The sequence below is a fragment of the Terriglobus sp. ADX1 genome, from assembly GCF_036877645.1.
In the GTDB taxonomy this organism is placed as follows: Bacteria; Acidobacteriota; Terriglobia; order Terriglobales; family Acidobacteriaceae; genus Terriglobus.
Genome location: NZ_JAEDXV010000003.1, coordinates 109,730 through 126,320, shown reverse-complemented (window position 1 = coordinate 126,320; position 16,591 = coordinate 109,730). Strand labels below are relative to the sequence as shown.

The window sequence follows — 16,591 nt, the reverse complement described above, 5'->3', positions numbered from 1 at the left end:
CAGAACGAGAACGAAGGAGCACGAAAAGAATGAAGACCAAGATGACCAGGTTTGCAGGTGTGGTTCTGACATGCGCTATGGCGTTCCCCGCAGCATCGGCTTTCGCCCAGCATTACGATGACCACCACGATGATCACCATTACGACCATGGGCATCCTCCTCCGCCGCCGCATGGATATGTTCATCACGACAACTGGAGGAAGGGCTACCGCATGCCGCCCAACGACTGGAATCGCGGCCGCCGCGTGGACTACCGCAGCTATCATCTGGCTCCCCCGCCGCGTGGTTATGAGTGGCGCGAAGTGGACGGCAACTACGTAATGGCCGCCGTTGCGACTGGTCTCATCGCTTCCGCGATTGTGGCTTCAACAGCCCACTAGCTCTCGATTAGAACCAACGATGGGTGAGAAGGCGTCTGTGCCTCTCACCCATTGCTATTCTGAAGGCTACGAAGATAGCGCTTGTGTTCTCCTGAATACATGCGTCTCCGCCAGCTTTTCAGCCTGCTGCCGCTTCTGTGCAGCGTCGTAGCATCCTCGCAGCAGCCCGTCCTGCGGCCAAAGGTTGTCATCGTCAGTTACTTCGAAGTGGGTAACGACACCGGCGACCGTCCCGGCGAACTGCAGTTCTGGGTAGAGCGCGACCATCTGGATCGCGTGATTGAAGTCCCTGGGATGACGCGCGCTGTCCGCGCAAACGCTGACGGAACAGAGATTGCCGTCGCGGTCGGTCCCGGCAATATCAAGCCCGGTATCAATCTGATGGCCCTGGGCAGCGATCCTCGTTTCGATCTGCGCCAGTCGTACTGGCTCTTGAACGGCATTGCAGGCATCTCTCCCGCAGACGGCACCATTGGCGATGCGGTGTGGACAGACTTCATCATCAACGGCGATCTGGCCAAAGAGATTGATCCGCGCGAATCGCCGAAAGACTGGCCCGATGGCTTTCTTTCGCTCGATGGCGTCACGCAATCCGATCCCAAAGGCGGCGCGAATTGGGAAGATGACGTTCGCACATGGAAGGGCAACGACGCACACGCGAACCGTCGCGGCAACGTCATCCGCATGAACACGACACTCATGCAATGGGCCTTCACGCTGACGCGCGATGCAAAGCTTCCGGAAGACGATCCGATGCGCAAACTGCGTCTCCAATACAGGGGATTCACCGGCACAACGCGTGGCCCCAAGGTCATTACTGGCGCGAACATGGCCACAGAAATCTTCTGGCACGGCGCAAAGATGGACGCGTGGGCACATCGCTGGGTGCAGTTTGAGACGGACGGTGTGGCGCATCTGGGTACAACCGCGATGAACGACACCGGTTCCATGCTGGCGCTATGGTCGCTCACACAGCAAGGCAAAGCAGATTGGAACCGCGCGCTGCTGCTGCGCACCGCCAGCAACTTTGACATGCCCGCACCGGGTGTAACGGCAGCGGAAAATCTGGCCAGCGAAAAACACGGCGCTTACACCGGCTATCTACCGGCACTCGAAGCGGCCTACATCGTAGGTCATCGAGTGGTTGCCGAATGGATGAAGATGTAAGTGCCTCCAGCCAGATACACGACAACTTAGTAACTGCGAGTATTAAGGCGGATAATAACGAACGCTGGCTTCTGCTGGAGACGCTACTAGGCTGCGAGCTGCTTCTGTGCGATTTCCTGCACTTTCAAGTTTGCCTTTACCAGCGCAGCGTAGGCTTCGCGTATGAGCGGATTATTACCGGGAACATGCACTAAGCCGTGCGGTGTTAGTACCGAATAGCCGCCGTCGCTGCCCTTACTGCCAATTACCATGATGACTTCTTCAATTTGCTTGATGCCCGACATGAGTTACCTCCTATTTCGCGGAGGATAGTAGCACATCGTGAAATTCCCGAAATACTGGTAATTCGAGATATGTTCAGTCATCCGCGTCTTATGTCGCTGGTAACTCCCGACCGCGTAAGTATCCACACCACTCACTTTCGCAGCGTCAATAATCTATAAAGAACCTGAACATTTACCCTGAATACGTTCAGCCAGCATGGTTCAATACCTGCTCGTAATAGCGCTCGTACATAGGAATGATTCGGCTGGTGCAGAACTTATCCTGCGCGGTCTTGCGCGCGGCGGCTGCCATAGCCTGCTGACGCGGCTCGTCTGACAGAATCTCGATCGCTCCCGCGGCCATAGCCTTCACATCGCCCACGGGAAAAAGCAATCCGTTTACACCGTCTTCCACCAGCTCCGGCACGCCACCGACGCGTGTAGCAATGCACGGCACACGGCACGCCATTCCCTCCAACGCAGCAAGGCCGAAGCTCTCCATTTCAGAGGGCATCAGCATCAGGTCGCCCAGCAGCAACAGATCCTGCACGCTGTCCTGCTTGCCTAAAAAGTGAATGCGATCCTGAATGCCGTAACGCAACGCCAACGATTCTGCGATGCTGCGGTCTGGCCCGTCACCAATCAGCATCAATCGCGACGGCACTTCCTTCACCACGCGCGCGAACACTTCCACCACATCGCTCACACGTTTCACGCGGCGGAAGTTGGAAAGATGAATGAGTATTTTCTCGTCTGGCTTCGCATAGCGCGGCCGCAGCGCACGACGTTTTTCGTCATCCGGCTTGTAGACGTCGCAATTTACAAAATTGCGAATCACCTCAATCTCCTTCTCCACACCAAAAGACCGCACTGTGGTCTCTTTCAGGTCCGCGGAGATGGACGTCACGCCATCGCTTTCCTCAATGCCGAACTTCGTGATGGGAAGATAGCCAGGATCCTGTCCTACGAGCGTAATGTCCGTGCCATGCAGCGTGGTGATGAACGGCAGACGGATGCCTCGTTTCGCAAGCATCTGACGCGCCAGCAGCGCGCTTACGCTGTGCGGAATGGCGTAGTGAACATGCAGCAGATCCAGTCCATAAAACTCCGCCACCTCCGCCATGCGGCTGGCCAGCGCCAGATCGTACGGCGGGTACTGGAACAGCGGATAGTTCGTAACCGCCACCTCGTGGAAGAAGATGCCTTCCTCGCGTCCTGTCAGGCGAAACGGCTGCTGATACGTGATGAAGTGCACCTGGTGGCCGCGCGCCGCCAGTTCAATACCAAGCTCTGTGGCAACGACGCCACTGCCGCCATACGTGGGATAGCAGGTGATGCCGATCTTCATCGTGCACCGCCGCTGTCACATGCCGTTGCCAAAAACGTCGCTGTCATCTCTGTCATAAGAACAAACCCGCTTATCGCCGAGCAAATGTCCTCATCTGATTCACGCAACGACGCTCCAGATGCAGAAGAGGGCACGACGCTGCGCCATGCCCTCTTCCCACGCTTCGTTCCCCAACCTGATTCTTAGCGAACGTTGGCAACATCCTGTTCCGTGGCTGTGAATACAGGGGTTTCTTTGTACTCGCTGAAAAGCAGGTCGTAGAGTATGCCGCCAATCAAACCGCCAATCAGCGGCGCCACCCAGAACAACCACACCTGCTGCAACGCCCATCCGCCCACAAACACCGCGGGGCCAAGGCTACGCGCCGGGTTGACCGAGGTGTTTGTTACTGGAATGGAGATCAAGTGAATCAGCGTTAGTCCCAGACCAATGGCAACGGGCGCAAAGCCGTTGGGAACACGCTTATCCGTGGAGCCCATGATGATGAGCAGGAAAAACGCCGTCAGCACAATCTCCGCCACCAGGCAGGCCACCAGCGAGTATCCGCCGGGAGAATGAAGACCATAGCCATTGGAGGCAAAACCGCCTGCCAGGCTAAAGCCATCCTTACCGCTGGCGATGAGATACAGCACGCCCGCAGCAGCGATCGCGCCAATCACCTGCGCTACCCAGTACGGAATAATATCCTTCGCCGGAAAACGCTTGCCGGCATACAGACCCAGCGTGACGGCCGGATTGAAATGGCCGCCGGAAATATGGCCCAGCGTGTAAGCCATGGTGAGAACGGTGAGGCCAAAAGCCAGGGCCACTCCCGCAAAACCGATGCCCAGCGACGGAAACGCGGCTGCCAACACCGCGCTGCCACATCCACCAAACACCAGCCAGAACGTACCGAAGAACTCTGCAATACAGCGTTTGCCAAGGGGCATGAATGTCTCCTCCTGAGAGAGTCCCGCTCCGCTAAAGAACCAGAGCCGAGACGAAGACTTTCTACGCCCGCACGGTGAATTTTGCATCTGTATTTTTTGACAGAAACGAAAAACCGGCCAATTGGCCGGTTCTCACCTTTGGTTTTGCAACAAATCAGTCCGCACGCTCTACCAGCAGCACTTGGTCGTTGCCGTCCACTTCTCGCAGTTTCACTTCAATGATCTCTTTTGACGAGGTGGGCACAACGCGGCCAATAAACTGCGCTTCAATGGGCAATTCGCGATGGCCGCGATCAATCAGCACCAGCAAGCGCACCGAGCGCGGACGTCCGTGATCGAACAGCGCATCCAGCGCGGCGCGAATGGTACGGCCGGTGTACAGAACGTCGTCCAGCAGGACAATGTCGCGGCCCTCAATGTCGAAACCGATCTCGGCGTCTTCCACGATTGGCTTGCTTCCAGCAGTAGACAAGTCATCGCGATAGAAGGAGATATCCAGCACGCCGGTCTGCACCGGCTGCTTCTCAATTCCTTCAATAATCTTTGCGATGCGCTGGGCCAGCGGGATGCCGCGGCGCTTGATGCCAACCAGGCCCAGGTTGCTGCTTCCCTCTTGCTTTTCCACGATCTGGTGGGCCAGGCGCACCAGGGTACGGTCGATCTCAGAGGCCGACATAAGACGGCCCTTCTCGCGGATGTTGGCCTTGGGGGTGGTGGTTTCGGGCGTGGTGGTTGCGTCGCTCATCGTGCCGTGATGATAGAAGGCGACGAAGCGCGGGGCAAGCGCCGCCACACAATCGGGCTTTCTGTCATTACTGCGAGAGGCGCTGACGACGCGAACGCAGAAGCGCCCCGGCCAGCCATCCGCAGACCGTGCCCGTAATCACCAGCAGCAGAATGCTAAACACATGCCCCATCAGGAACGATCCCGCCAGAAACTCCGGCGAACGGATAAATCCAACCAGTTCCGGCGGCTGCGGACCAGCTTCCTGCATGCGAGCCATCATGGAATCAAAGCCCTGCTGCAGGGCAGAATCCAGTGCAGTGGAGTGGTAGCGGTACCGAAGCACAAACCCAACCGCGCCCGTGAGAAACGCAATCCACGCCCCCACCATCAGGCCCAGCGTGGCACCAAGCCGACCGCCAATAATGGGTGAGATTTCTCGCCGCGGACGGCTGCGGTGATACAGCGTGACGGCGGCCACCGTAAGCAGAGGCATCGCCAGCAGCGACAAACCACCCGCTGATCCCGTGGCTACAGCTCCGGGCAGCAGGCTGGGAGCGATAGCCCCCACAGCAGACACAAGAGCCACCATGCGTAGCCCCGTTCCCCAGTCCAGTCGAGGATGATCCAGCCGTTTTTCCGGCTCAGTCTCCCCCGGCGACGGTGCCACAGCCACTACCGCCTCAGAAGACACACGCAATTGCGGCAGACCACAGGCAGCGCAAAACGCCGCCGTATCACCATCGACTATCGGTAACGCAGCTCCGCAGCGCGCACAGTGTTCCGTCATATACAAAGGCTATCGCGTTTCAGAAGCTCTGTCCGGCGATGGCGAACTTAGTTCGCCTGCTTTGCGTCGTCACTGTCCGAAGGCAGTTCCAGCGCCACCAGGCCGAACTTGGTGCCGCCATCCTTCGCCTCATAGCCAACAATGTGCTGCCGCGACTTCGATCCGGCTTTCAGCTCGGTCTCGTTGACATCGAGCTTAATCTTGTTCTTCTCTTCGTTGCTCACAGTGATGTGATTGTCGTTGTCGCAGGTAAGCCCCTGAGACGTCCGCGACGCTGAGCCATTCACCGGATGCTTGCCCTGGCATTCGATCACCTCACCATACTGCGCCAACGCCTTCTGATAAAAAGCACGCACCTTATCCGGGCTGTCTGTGGAGGTGTATCCCTGAGCCAGCACGCGCAGATGGAACGGACCGAAGTTCATGTTCACGTCCGCGGAGTTCTTGTCGTCGTCATTTTTCTTCTCCGGCACAGCGCCGGGATAGACGGGAAGGCCCAGTTTCGCGGAGACCGCCGCATTGTCCGTCTTTACGGACATACCGCCGAGCGGCGTCTGGATATCGACATTGCTTTCCTTGCCGTTTGCATCCTTTTTCGTCTGGATAAAGCAGCCAGCCAGTGGCAGAAGGAGCGCAGTCGCGGCAATCAGGCGTACACGTGCATGCATGAGGAATCCTCCTCGCCGCGGAACAGACACGACGGCGATCTATGGGGAAGAATACGGCTCTTTTTCCCTGCCGGTTCCCTGTGAATTTTGTCCACAGAAAAATTGCACCATTTTCTTGACAATCTTGATACCCTGCCCCAATATTTAGTGTGGCTGGTGAAGTCCATCCCATCCGTAGCGTTGGCATAGTAGGTTCGGGGTCTTTTCGTCAGGGAGACGGCCCCAGGAGGCAAACCAACGTGGCGCCGGGAGTTCCGACTGCCCGCTGTTCCTGTCCATGAGCGAGGCCCCGCCAATTGCGGGGCCTTTTTTTCTCACTTTTCCACCATCAAAAGAGGAACCACAGCCGTTCCCTACCCGCAAAAAAGCCGCGCAAACCACACTGCGAGAGCTAAACTGACCCCAAACCCGGCACTCGGAGCAGGCCTTTTGGCAACGCCTCAAACAACGCGGACGGACACTAAGCGGAAGTCGAAATCCGTCGCGCCCCTGCAGATTCCGGACAAACTCTACTTCCGCATCGGCGAAGTCTCCAAGCTGCTTGACCTGCCACCCTACGTGCTGCGCTTCTGGGAGACGGAGTTTCCGCAACTGAAGCCAGGCAAAGGCGGCACCGGACAGCGACTCTATCGTCGCCGCGATGTGGAGACACTCGCTGAAATCCGTCGCCTGCTCTACGACGAGGGCTACACCATTCCCGGCGCACGGCAGGCCCTGAAGGGCGATGCAAAGCGTTCCGCGCCGGAACCAGCCGCCGAATCACCCGCTCCGAAAAAAGCGGCTGCGGAAGACACCACAGCGCTACGGCTGCGCAAACTGCGTTCCGACCTGAATGAGATTGCTTCGTTGCTGGATCGGCCCACCCCAGGTCAACGCAGAACGCATGCTGCGCCACACCGTGGACTCTCCGTTGCACCGCGCCGTCGTTCCGTATTGGAAATGCCGCCTCCACTCTTCGCACAGCCTAGCGATTCCGGCGGCGAATAGCGGTCTCTTCCGGCAAATACGGGTGCGAAAGCCGCCCCGTGTGCGCTAACCTCAATAGCGATAGCCGGGCACAGCAGCGCCACGGAACTTACACGAAAGAAGATCTCGCCCGATGGCCTTTGTTGCCGCCTCATCATCCGGCTCAAATCATTTTCGCCGGACACAAACCGATTACCGCGCGATGACCATCGCGACCACGCTGTTCTTCATGTGGGGATTCCTCACCTGCATGAACGACATCCTGATTCCGCACCTGAAGAGCATCTTTTCGCTCTCCATTGCAGAGTCGGCCCTGATTCAGACGGCGTTCTTCGGTTCGTACTTCATCTTCGCTCTGCCCGCGGGCAAACTGGTGGAATATCGCGGCTATAAGTACACGATGGTGACCGGCCTGGCAGTGGCAGCAGTAGGCGCGATCCTGTTCATCCCGGCAGCACGACTCGCGTCGTATCCGCTGTTTCTGGGTGCCCTGGTGATTCTGGCCGCAGGCATTACCGCGCTGCAGGTATCGGCCAATCCTTTCGTCGCCAGCGTTGGCCCGGAAGAAACAGCATCAAGCCGATTGAACCTGTCGCAGGCACTCAATTCCTTCGGCACTTTCATCGCGCCGCTCATCGGTCGCTACACCATCCTTGCGGGCGTAGGCACAGCAACCGCGGTTGCCATCGCGAAGTTCACGCCGGACGAACTGGCGGCGTATCGCGCACATCAGGCGTCCACCATCACGACACCGTACCTGGTCATCACCGGCATCCTGGTTCTGCTGGCTGTCCTGCTGTACACCGTGCGGCTCGACAACAAGGAACACCTCACCGTGGATCTGCGTCCCATTGCAGGCTTTGGCCCTGGCATCTGGAACCAGACATGGCTATGGCTCGGCGCGCTGGGTATCTTCCTCTACGTCGGCGCCGAAGTTTCCATCGGCAGCTTCCTCATCAATTACTTCGGCGAGCCCAACATCGGCGGCCTCACTGAAGTCGCGGCCGCCAAGTATGTTTCCTACTACTGGCTGGGAGCCATGATTGGCCGCTTCATCGGTTCGGCCATTCTGCAAAAGGTGCGTACCGGCACACTGCTGGGCATCTTCGCATTGGTAGCGTTTGTCCTGGTGCTGACCAGCGTCTTCTCCGGCGGACACGTGGCCATGTACACCATTCTTTCGGTGGGCCTGTTCAACTCCATCATGTTCCCCAGCATCTTCACGCTGGGTCTGGCCGGACTGGGCGAACTGACCAGCAAGGGCAGCAGCCTGATGGTGCAGGCGATCGTTGGCGGCGCGATTATCCCCTACGTCTACGGCCACTTCGCCGACCACGTGGGCTACCAGAAGGCATTCCTGATTCCCGCAGCCTGCTATGTCTACATCGCGATCTACGGCTTCGCCACCACACGCCGCCAGATCCACACTGACCCGCTTGCAGACCTGCGCATCGACGCCGCATAGACAAAATGCAATCAAGAGAAAGGGAGCAGCGAAATCGCTGCTCCCTTTCTCTTTGCACAAAGCATGTGTGATTACTGCTGCGGAGGCGGCGGGGGTCCATCGCCATTCCGGCGACCACCTCCACGTTGCTCCTGCACGCGCAGATCGGTCGGCACAAAGACGCCGCCCTTCACAGAACCAAGACCGATCACGCTATCGCCCACCTTTACATCCGCCAGCGTAATCGCTTCACCTTCGGCGTTCGGCGCAGGACGATTGCCACCATTACCGCCACCATTCCGATTTCCCTGCCCCATACCGCCGGGCCCCATTCCCATGCCCATCATGCCGGCATTCAATCCGGCAGCCTGCATGGCAGCGGGGTCAATACGACCACCCTTGTGCAGGCTGGTGGTTTCATCCAGCGAAATCGTCTGCGACACCTTGTCCGTGCGAAGGATGGTCAGCTTCGTCTCGTCAATCGCGGTGATGCGCCCCACAATGTACGTCTTGCCCAGGTTCGCCTTAGCCTTGGCGACCTCTGCAGCGGGCACATCCATCACCATCATGGCGTGGAGTTCATGCTTGTCGGCATCCGGCATGCCCATGCTCACCACTTCATCGCCTGCCTGGATTCCAGAAACAGTCAGCGGCTCGCGACCACGCATAACGCGTGTGTTTTCCGTGGTGATGATGGTCCAGGTTGTTCCTGATTCATCTTTTACGACGATGTTCGATCCGCTGACCGACGCCACTGTGCCACGCGTTGCGCCGCCGCGACGTCCGCCCGGACCTCCGGGGCCGCTGCGCATTCCCTGCGCATCCTGCTGTGGCTGCTGATCGCCCCCGCTGGTGGCGTTCTGCCCAAAGGCAAGCGTAGACAACGTGAGGGCAGAACACAGTACCGCAGACTTCCAGAGCGTTTTCATGACGAACATCCTCTCGCATGTAAAGACGCGAAGGCTACAGGAAAGACGCGGTAGGACGCGAAAATGCCGCGTGGACACGGCAGCATAGAATGTGTGGCTGGAGTACCTTCCATGAAACTGTTTCTTTCGGCTGCCCTGGCAGCCTTGCTCACGACCTCATTCCCTTTCGCCGTTCCCGCCCAGCAACACGGCGTGAACACCTCCGCCATCGACAAAACAACCAACCCCGGCGACAACTTTTACAAGTACGCCAATGGCGCGTATCTGGCGAGGCTGACCATCCCGGCCGACCGCAGCTCCGTCAGCACGTTTTCCGTTCTGGATGACCGCGCACAAAAACTGGTCGCCGCCATCGTTACCAATCCAGAACTGAAACGCGCACCTGCAGGCTCTGACGGCCGCAAGATCGCCGATCTATATCGCTCCTACATGGACGAAGCAGCCATAGAAGCCCACGGCCGCGCCGCGCTCGACGCACAGTTGAAACCCATCCTCGCCATCAAAGACCGACACGAGCTCGCCGTTCAACTTGGGCGTTCGTTGCGCAATGACGTGGACGCGCTCAACAACACGAACTATCACACGGCAAATCTTTTCGGACTGTGGGTAGCCCCCAGCTTCAACGACCCCGACCATTACGCGCCCTATCTGCTGCAAGGTGGCCTGGGCCTGAGCAGCCGTGATTACTACCTGAGCGATGCACCGCGTATGAAGCAGGTGCGCGATGCCTACGACAAACATCTCGCTTCAGTCTTCCGCCTACTGGGTTACGAAAATGCCGACGCACGCGCCACCGCTGTACTTGCGCTGGAAACCGCAATCGCGCAAAAGCAGGTATCGCTGGCCGACAGCGAAAACATTGAGCACGCCAACAATCCGTGGGCACTGGAAGACTTTGAAAAGAAAGCACCAGGACTGGATTGGAAGGCGTATTTCGCAGCCGCTGGGTTGGAACATCAGAAGACTTTCATCGTGTGGCAGCCAACCGCGTTCACTGCGGAAAGCGATCTTGTGGCATCACAGCCCATCGCCGTGTGGAAAGACTTCCTTATAGCCCACATCATCACCGCATACGGATCCTACGTCTCAAAGTCATTCGCCGATGAGCGCTTCGAATTTGTGAAAACCGTAACCGGTACGCCTTCACAGCGTCCGCGCCAACAGCGCGCCGTCATGTTGGTGGATGACATTCTTGGCGACGCCATAGGAAAGATATACGCCGCGAAGTACTTCACACCGGAAGAGAAGGCACGAGTGCAGGTCATGGTCACCAACTTGATGACGGCCTTCCGCAAGCGCCTTGAAACGCTGACATGGATGGCGCCTGCCACACGCAAGGAAGCCATCATCAAACTCGACGCCTTACAGGTGAGCATTGGTTATCCGGAGAAGTGGCGCAGTTATGCCGCGCTGGAGATCAAGCCGGACGACCTCTTTGGCAACGTGTGGCGCGCAAGACGTTTCGAGTATGAGTACGCGCTGACGCAGATCGACAAACCAACCGATCGCAAAGAATGGACGATGACGCCGCAGACAGTGAATGCGGTCAATCTTCCACTGGACAACGCTCTCAACTTCCCTGCAGCCATTCTGCAGCCGCCGTTCTTTGATCCTGCACGCACGGATGCCGCAAACTACGGCGCGATTGGCGCTGTCATTGGTCACGAAATTTCACACACCTTTGACAGTGAGGGCGCAGCCTTTGACAGCAAGGGCCGCGTGCGCAACTGGTGGACCGAGACCGATCTGAAGCACTTCAACGACTCCACGGCAGCGTTAGCGAAGCAGTATGACGCTTATGTTCCCTTCCCCGATCTGCACGTCAATGGCCAGCAAACACTGGGCGAAAACATTGCAGACGTCGCCGGATTGCAGGCCGCATACGATGCGTATCGCGCATCGCTGCAAGGCAAATCTGCACCAATGGTCGGTGGACTTACGGGGGATCAACAGTTCTTCATTGCCTTTGCACAGAACTACGCGGGGCTGGAACGCGAAAACGTGTTGCGCGCTCAGGTGCTTGGCGATCCGCATTCACCGGGGCAATATCGTGCTGCAACGGTGCGCAATCTGGATGCATGGTACGACGCATTTGGCGTGAAACCCGGCGATGCGCTGTATCTGAAACCGGAAGATCGTATTCACATCTGGTAACGTTTTTTGACCGCACTTCAACATGAGGACGCTGCCTGGCAGCGTCCTCTTTCTTCTGGTGCAGATAAACTAACAAGGACAATGAGATTAAAGCGCATCCTGCAATTGCTGGTGACGGCCTTCCTGGGCCAGGGACTAACCGTGCTGATGCAGCTGTTAGTTCCCCCTTTCTTCCTGAAGTTCTACGGACAAGGCGTGGAAGTCTACGGCGAATGGATCGCGCTGAGTGCCAGCGTGAACTATCTGGGCACGCTCAACTACGGCGTGCAGACCTATGCCAACAACCAGATGACGATCCTGTTCACACGCGGCGATATCCCCGGTGCGAAAGCGATTCAGGCAAGTGCATTTCGCCTTCTGCTGCTGGTGCTGTTCGTATTTATGGTCGGTGGCCTTGTTGTCTTCGTGATTCCCGTGGCGCAGATGCTGAAGCTGCATCACGTTGGCCCGCAGGCCGCAGCGCTCACACTGTATCTGCTGATCCTGCAGATTGGCCTGAATATGTTCTTCAGCCTGCTGACGAATAGCTACATGGCTGTGGGCCGTTTGCATCGCGGCAATTACATCTCCAGCGCGCAGCGTTTCCTTTGGATCATCAGCATGGCTGGCGGCGTGGCTGTACGCAGTTCGTTCCCGGTACTGGCAGCACTGCAGCTTGCAACGCTGTTCGTGTTCACCATCTATGCGCTGTTTGATCTGCGACACACAGAGCGCGTGCTGGTTCCTTCACTGCGCGATGGATCCTGGACAGAAGTGGGCCGCATGTTGAAGCCCAGCGGCCACTTCGGATTGATTGCCATGGCAGGATTCCTTACATGGCAAGGTCCGGTCATTGTGATTCAGCGTGTTCTTGGCCCCGCAATGGTTACGCTGTTTTCGCTGGTGCGTGTGGTCTTTCAGATGTCGCGCCAGATTCTTTCCATGGCATCGAACGTCATCGGACAGGACATCACAATGCTCGTCGGCAAATCTGACTGGAGCGAACTGCGGCGTCTTTATGATCTGTCAGAACGCGTGGTGCTGTTCCTGATTCCGGTGGTCAGCATCGGCAGTCTGCTGATGTGTCCGCTGCTGTTTCACCTGTGGCTGCATGACCGCATCGACTACCATCCTTACCTCTGCATTGAGATGGCGGTTGTCTCCGCCGTGCTGGGGCTGAAAGAGCACAAGACACAGTTCCAGTCCTCAAGCAACGAGCATGAGAAGCTGTCGACACGCATCTTCATTGGCTACGCGATCATGCTCGCCATCTCCGTCTTCACCATGCGCACGTGGGGTGTGGCTGGATTCATTGTGACGTGGCTGGTGTGGGAGATTCTGCAGACCGCCTATGTGGTCTATCTGAATCACAAACTCTTCCCCGATGACGCGATGATCGACAACAGTCTGCTGCGCCGCTTCATCGTCTTCATCATCGCCGCATTTGCACTCACATCGTTCCCCGCAATTGCAGCCGCACACTGGACACTGCCTGTATCCACCGGCGTGGCGCTTGCATCGACGTTGCTACTCGCTGTTGCAGCTTATGCCACCTTCCGCATGGATGAACTCCGCGTACTCCTGATGAGCCGCTTCCAGCGCAATCGTCCCACGGAGGCTGCATAACCATGCGCATGGGCGTGGCACTGAGCAATCTGCTGGCACGCATGCACCTGTGGTATCCCGCTGCCGTCGTGCTGGCGCAGACACCGCTGCGCGACCTGGATCGCCACTCCATCGGCCGGCTTTCGTATGCGCTGATGCTGTCGCACCGCATGAAGCCCGGCAGTGTGCACGCACTCTTTCGCCGCATCGTGGAAGACAATGGCGAGCGTTCGCCCGAACTCACGCTGGAACTTGCAGAGATGGCAACGCGCATCGAAGAACCAGCGCTTGCCGATGACTTTCTGGAAGACGCGGAAAAGAATGCGACCGGTGCAGGAAATACCTTCGTGGCCGACACAGCGCACAAGCTGCGCACGCTTTCTGCCGCACTGCAGGATGGCTCATTGCAAACACACATTCGCAGTGAGGTGCAGACTATTGCCACCAGCAACGACGGTTCGCCCACCGTCCTTGTGCCACTCAGCGGCGGTTATCTATCGCTGTTTGATCTGTGGGTGCAACAGGTGCAAAAGCACATCGGTTCGCGCATTGTGGTGCTGGCCATGGATGATGCCGCACTGCAAATATCGAAGACTTACGACAACATTCACGTCGTGGATTGCCGCGGCTTTTTCGCATGGAACGAAGGCAAGCTGCATCCGAAAACCCGCGGCGTATTGTGGCTGGTGCGTACGCTTTACCTGCGTGCCCTGGTGGCAGCAGGACACTCTGTCATGGTGCTCGATCTCGATGCCATCCCCGTAGGCGATGTGCTTCCTTTGCTTGCATCGCTCCCGGATGCGGATGTCATTGCGCAACTGGATCACAGCATTCCCATGGACGTGGACCGCGCGCTTGGATTCGTCCTGTGCTGTGGCTTCATGCTGTGGCGTCCCACTGTCGCAGCACAAACATTGCTGGATCGTTTCGTCACTGCAACGCAGGTAGAGCGTGACGATCAACTCGCGCTGAATCATCTGCTGGTTACGGACGGCGTGGTGGAAAAAACAAACGGAGCCAACGCCATGCGTTTCGGCTCCGCCGGTGTTCAGTTTGCCTGCCCCGATCCATCACTGGTCTCGCGGTCATTACAGACAGGCAGCGTAGTACGGCACTTCCATCAGCAAGGTCAAAGCATAGATGATCTACGCAAGGCGTTGAGCATTTAAGCGTTGCGCCCCGCAATCAATCGATAAAGACCCAGCAGGATCATGGCGCCGATGACGGACATGATCCATCCCGCAGCCTGTCCCGGCTGATACAGGTGCAGCAGCTGGCCCAGATACGTTCCTACGAACGCACCAGCAATGCCTAAAAGAATCGTGATGATGAATCCACCCGGATCTTTACCGGGCATGAACAGCTTAGCTAACGCGCCCACAATCAGGCCAATAATCAACGTTCCAATCAGGTGCATACGTGCTTCTCCTGGCAAGGCTATCTATATCCGATGGAAACCTTTTACGCCACAACGATAGACAAGGTACAGCAATTACTTCTTCGGTCCGACCTTGATTTCGAAGATCGTAGGCCACTGCTTACCGGTAATGAAGATGCGGCCCTTCGCCTCGTCGTAAGCAATACCGTTCAGTACGCTCTCGTCATCCCGCTTTTCCGATGTGGGGAGGATGCCACTAACGTCCACCCACGAAATCACCTTGCCATCCTTCGGCGAAATGCGCGCAATGCGCTCCAGGTGCCACACATTGGCCCATATTTCGCCGTTGATGTATTCCAACTCATTCAACTGATCGACAGGCTTATCGCCATCCTTCACGTCGATATGGCCAATCTCCTCAAACGTCTCCGGATTGCGAAAACGCAGAGTCGCCGTGCCGTCGCTGGTGATCAGGCGTTTGTTGTCGCGCGTCATACCCCATCCTTCCCCCGTATAGGTGAAGGTGTGCAGCGGCTTCAGCGTGGCGCGATCCATCACCACACCAATGTGTGTCTGCCAAGTCCACTGCAGGATGTTCGGGCCCCAGTCCACAATGCCTTCTCCAAAGAAATTGCTGGTCATCTTGCGTTCCTGCAATACCTTCGCCGTGGCCGGATCAAGCACCTGGATGCCGCTGCGGCCCTCCATGCCGGTCCCTTCGTAAAATTTGCCGTCCTTGTATAGGAAGCCCTCCGTATAGCTGTTCGTGGAGTGCGGATACTTCGCCACAACGCTGTAGCCATATACCGGCGCAACCGTTGCAGGAACAGCGGGTGCCGCAGTCTTGGCCACCACTTTCGGGGCATCGGTCGGAGCCGCAGAAGGCGCGGAAGCTTTGCATCCGCAGGCGGACACGAGCAGGAAGGCGGCGGCGGGCAGAAGGGCGGAAAGCGGACGCGTAATCACCACACCAGATTAGACGCGGGCCCCGGGGTGGATGCAATCCCATAGATGCCGCACAATAGAAAGAAGAGAGGTCTTACCACCGTGATCCTGATCCTGATGGGTGTAAGTGGCACCGGCAAAACCACACTGGGCACCATGCTTTCAAAGGAGACGGGCTGGCCGTTTCTGGACGGCGATGATTTTCATCCCGCCGCAAACAAGGCAAAGATGGCCGCCGGTCATCCGCTGGACGACAACGACCGAGCCCCGTGGCTCGCAATCCTGCACGGCAAGATTGAGGAGTATGCTCAGCGCGGCGAAGGCATGATCATGGCCTGCTCTGCCTTGAAGGCCGCATATCGCGATGTGCTCCGTGGCGAACTCTCGCACGACACGGTGCGTTTTGCAATACTCACCGCGCCGAAGGAAACCATTGCAGACCATCTGCACCGTCGCGCGCACGAGTTCATGAACCCGAACCTGCTCACCAGCCAGCTAGACACGCTGGAAGACCCATCCGAAGACGAGGCATGGCACATCTCCGTTGCCGGAACTGCGCAGGAATCTCTGGAACAACTAAACGCAAAACTGCGCGAAGTAGGAGCCATCGCGTAATTCGGACGTCTATCAGCCGAACAACGTAGGTTCTTCTGCCGGAACCGGCAGGCCTGGCTTGCCGCCATCGCACACCGGGCATTTGCGCTGATGCACGCGGATGCCCGCTTCGCCATACTCATGGCCGCAGCCTTTGCACCGCAGCACATAGACGCTTTGGCCGGGTAGATCATTTACAGCACGCGCTGCCTTGCGCACAACGGTCTGCCCGTGGTGGTTCGTGGTGCCTGGCTCAACAGTGGCTGCACGCGGAGCAGAACGCGCTGCACGTGCCGGGGGAATATAACGGCGTAACTGCATTCCCAAT

18 protein-coding genes are annotated in these 16,591 nt (G+C 57.7%); 8 read left to right on the top strand and 10 right to left on the bottom strand.

Going from position 1 to position 16,591, the window contains the following annotated elements; all coding sequences use genetic code 11:
• The first annotated feature begins 29 nt into the window (after positions 1 to 29).
• A complete protein-coding gene (locus tag JAO32_RS03320; protein ID WP_334237468.1) occupies positions 30 to 380 on the top strand; it encodes an RcnB family protein in 351 nt (116 codons plus the stop codon).
• A gap of 99 nt (positions 381 to 479) precedes the next feature.
• On the top strand, positions 480 to 1,547 hold the full coding sequence (locus tag JAO32_RS03315) for a purine nucleoside permease (RefSeq protein WP_334237466.1): 1,068 nt from the start codon (positions 480 to 482) through the stop codon (positions 1,545 to 1,547).
• 86 nt (positions 1,548 to 1,633) lie between these two features.
• Here JAO32_RS03315 and JAO32_RS03310 read toward each other — a convergent pair whose 3' ends face one another.
• The 6 genes from JAO32_RS03310 to JAO32_RS03285 all read right to left on the bottom strand — a co-directional run bounded on the left by JAO32_RS03310 (position 1,634) and on the right by JAO32_RS03285 (position 6,269).
• Positions 1,634 to 1,831, bottom strand: coding sequence for a hypothetical protein (locus tag JAO32_RS03310; RefSeq protein ID WP_334237464.1), 198 nt, complete (start codon positions 1,829 to 1,831; stop codon positions 1,634 to 1,636).
• Positions 1,832 to 2,018: 187 nt separating this feature from the next.
• Positions 2,019 to 3,158, bottom strand: a complete 1,140-nt coding sequence (gene bshA, locus JAO32_RS03305; protein ID WP_334237462.1) for an N-acetyl-alpha-D-glucosaminyl L-malate synthase BshA — start codon at positions 3,156 to 3,158, stop codon at positions 2,019 to 2,021.
• A 182-nt stretch (positions 3,159 to 3,340) separates the two neighbouring features.
• Positions 3,341 to 4,087 (bottom strand): aquaporin Z, encoded by a 747-nt coding sequence (gene aqpZ, locus JAO32_RS03300; RefSeq protein WP_334237460.1) that lies wholly within the window; start codon positions 4,085 to 4,087, stop codon positions 3,341 to 3,343.
• A gap of 154 nt (positions 4,088 to 4,241) precedes the next feature.
• Positions 4,242 to 4,832, bottom strand: coding sequence for a bifunctional pyr operon transcriptional regulator/uracil phosphoribosyltransferase PyrR (gene pyrR, locus JAO32_RS03295; protein ID WP_334237684.1), 591 nt, complete (start codon positions 4,830 to 4,832; stop codon positions 4,242 to 4,244).
• Between the two features lie 67 nt (positions 4,833 to 4,899).
• Positions 4,900 to 5,601, bottom strand: coding sequence for a hypothetical protein (locus tag JAO32_RS03290; protein ID WP_334237458.1), 702 nt, complete (start codon positions 5,599 to 5,601; stop codon positions 4,900 to 4,902).
• A gap of 47 nt (positions 5,602 to 5,648) precedes the next feature.
• The gene (locus JAO32_RS03285; protein WP_334237457.1) at positions 5,649 to 6,269 is read right to left on the bottom strand and encodes a hypothetical protein; all 621 of its coding nucleotides are present in this window, start codon (positions 6,267 to 6,269) and stop codon (positions 5,649 to 5,651) included.
• Positions 6,270 to 6,698: 429 nt separating this feature from the next.
• Here JAO32_RS03285 and JAO32_RS03280 point away from each other — a divergent pair, with 429 nt between their 5' ends.
• Together JAO32_RS03280 and JAO32_RS03275 are read left to right on the top strand one after the other, a co-directional pair.
• Positions 6,699 to 7,256 (top strand): MerR family transcriptional regulator, encoded by a 558-nt coding sequence (locus JAO32_RS03280; protein ID WP_334237455.1) that lies wholly within the window; start codon positions 6,699 to 6,701, stop codon positions 7,254 to 7,256.
• 112 nt (positions 7,257 to 7,368) lie between these two features.
• Complete coding sequence (locus JAO32_RS03275; protein ID WP_334237453.1) at positions 7,369 to 8,700, top strand: sugar MFS transporter; 1,332 nt, start codon at positions 7,369 to 7,371, stop codon at positions 8,698 to 8,700.
• A gap of 71 nt (positions 8,701 to 8,771) precedes the next feature.
• Here the strand turns inward: JAO32_RS03275 and JAO32_RS03270 are convergent, their stop codons facing one another.
• On the bottom strand, positions 8,772 to 9,608 hold the full coding sequence (locus JAO32_RS03270) for a DUF5666 domain-containing protein (RefSeq protein WP_334237451.1): 837 nt from the start codon (positions 9,606 to 9,608) through the stop codon (positions 8,772 to 8,774).
• 111 nt (positions 9,609 to 9,719) lie between these two features.
• Here JAO32_RS03270 and JAO32_RS03265 point away from each other — a divergent pair, with 111 nt between their 5' ends.
• The 3 genes from JAO32_RS03265 (at position 9,720) to JAO32_RS03255 (ending at position 14,515) form a co-directional block, all read left to right on the top strand.
• Entirely contained in the window at positions 9,720 to 11,762 is a 2,043-nt protein-coding gene (locus JAO32_RS03265) for a M13 family metallopeptidase (protein WP_334237449.1), read from the top strand.
• Between the two features lie 81 nt (positions 11,763 to 11,843).
• Positions 11,844 to 13,367: a lipopolysaccharide biosynthesis protein gene (locus tag JAO32_RS03260; protein WP_334237447.1), complete on the top strand. Its 1,524-nt coding sequence runs from the start codon at positions 11,844 to 11,846 to the stop codon at positions 13,365 to 13,367.
• Positions 13,368 to 13,369: 2 nt separating this feature from the next.
• Positions 13,370 to 14,515: a putative nucleotide-diphospho-sugar transferase gene (locus JAO32_RS03255; protein ID WP_334237446.1), complete on the top strand. Its 1,146-nt coding sequence runs from the start codon at positions 13,370 to 13,372 to the stop codon at positions 14,513 to 14,515.
• Here the strand turns inward: JAO32_RS03255 and JAO32_RS03250 are convergent.
• Together JAO32_RS03250 and JAO32_RS03245 are read right to left on the bottom strand one after the other, a co-directional pair.
• Positions 14,512 to 14,763, bottom strand: a complete 252-nt coding sequence (locus JAO32_RS03250) for a GlsB/YeaQ/YmgE family stress response membrane protein (protein ID WP_334237444.1) — start codon at positions 14,761 to 14,763, stop codon at positions 14,512 to 14,514. The two genes, JAO32_RS03255 and JAO32_RS03250, sit on opposite strands and share 4 nt — an antisense overlap.
• A 75-nt stretch (positions 14,764 to 14,838) precedes the next feature.
• On the bottom strand, positions 14,839 to 15,690 hold the full coding sequence (locus JAO32_RS03245) for a glutaminyl-peptide cyclotransferase (protein WP_334237443.1): 852 nt from the start codon (positions 15,688 to 15,690) through the stop codon (positions 14,839 to 14,841).
• Between the two features lie 45 nt (positions 15,691 to 15,735).
• On the opposite strand from JAO32_RS03245, the gene JAO32_RS03240 reads away from it, so the two are divergent.
• Positions 15,736 to 16,284, top strand: a complete 549-nt coding sequence (locus JAO32_RS03240; protein WP_334237440.1) for a gluconokinase — start codon at positions 15,736 to 15,738, stop codon at positions 16,282 to 16,284.
• Positions 16,285 to 16,296: 12 nt separating this feature from the next.
• Here JAO32_RS03240 and JAO32_RS03235 read toward each other — a convergent pair whose 3' ends face one another.
• The gene (locus JAO32_RS03235; protein ID WP_083346018.1) at positions 16,297 to 16,584 is read right to left on the bottom strand and encodes a zinc-ribbon domain-containing protein; all 288 of its coding nucleotides are present in this window, start codon (positions 16,582 to 16,584) and stop codon (positions 16,297 to 16,299) included.
• Between the last annotated feature and the right edge of the window lie 7 nt (positions 16,585 to 16,591).

Bases quoted from the DNA above. Each gene is read 5' to 3' on its own strand.
- JAO32_RS03285 (WP_334237457.1), bottom strand. From the start codon at position 6,269: ATGCATGCACGTGTACGCCTGATTGCCGCGACTGCGCTCCTTCTGCCA.
- JAO32_RS03320 (WP_334237468.1), top strand. From the start codon at position 30: ATGAAGACCAAGATGACCAGGTTTGCAGGTGTGGTTCTGACATGCGCT.
- JAO32_RS03250 (WP_334237444.1), bottom strand. From the start codon at position 14,763: ATGCACCTGATTGGAACGTTGATTATTGGCCTGATTGTGGGCGCGTTA.
- JAO32_RS03315 (WP_334237466.1), top strand. From the start codon at position 480: ATGCGTCTCCGCCAGCTTTTCAGCCTGCTGCCGCTTCTGTGCAGCGTC.
- JAO32_RS03275 (WP_334237453.1), top strand. From the start codon at position 7,369: ATGGCCTTTGTTGCCGCCTCATCATCCGGCTCAAATCATTTTCGCCGG.
- JAO32_RS03255 (WP_334237446.1), top strand. From the start codon at position 13,370: ATGCGCATGGGCGTGGCACTGAGCAATCTGCTGGCACGCATGCACCTG.
- JAO32_RS03240 (WP_334237440.1), top strand. From the start codon at position 15,736: ATGCCGCACAATAGAAAGAAGAGAGGTCTTACCACCGTGATCCTGATC.
- JAO32_RS03290 (WP_334237458.1), bottom strand. From the start codon at position 5,601: ATGACGGAACACTGTGCGCGCTGCGGAGCTGCGTTACCGATAGTCGAT.
- JAO32_RS03235 (WP_083346018.1), bottom strand. From the start codon at position 16,584: ATGCAGTTACGCCGTTATATTCCCCCGGCACGTGCAGCGCGTTCTGCT.
- bshA (WP_334237462.1), bottom strand. From the start codon at position 3,158: ATGAAGATCGGCATCACCTGCTATCCCACGTATGGCGGCAGTGGCGTC.
- aqpZ (WP_334237460.1), bottom strand. From the start codon at position 4,087: ATGCCCCTTGGCAAACGCTGTATTGCAGAGTTCTTCGGTACGTTCTGG.
- JAO32_RS03260 (WP_334237447.1), top strand. From the start codon at position 11,844: ATGAGATTAAAGCGCATCCTGCAATTGCTGGTGACGGCCTTCCTGGGC.
- JAO32_RS03310 (WP_334237464.1), bottom strand. From the start codon at position 1,831: ATGTCGGGCATCAAGCAAATTGAAGAAGTCATCATGGTAATTGGCAGT.
- pyrR (WP_334237684.1), bottom strand. From the start codon at position 4,832: ATGAGCGACGCAACCACCACGCCCGAAACCACCACCCCCAAGGCCAAC.
- JAO32_RS03270 (WP_334237451.1), bottom strand. From the start codon at position 9,608: ATGAAAACGCTCTGGAAGTCTGCGGTACTGTGTTCTGCCCTCACGTTG.
- JAO32_RS03265 (WP_334237449.1), top strand. From the start codon at position 9,720: ATGAAACTGTTTCTTTCGGCTGCCCTGGCAGCCTTGCTCACGACCTCA.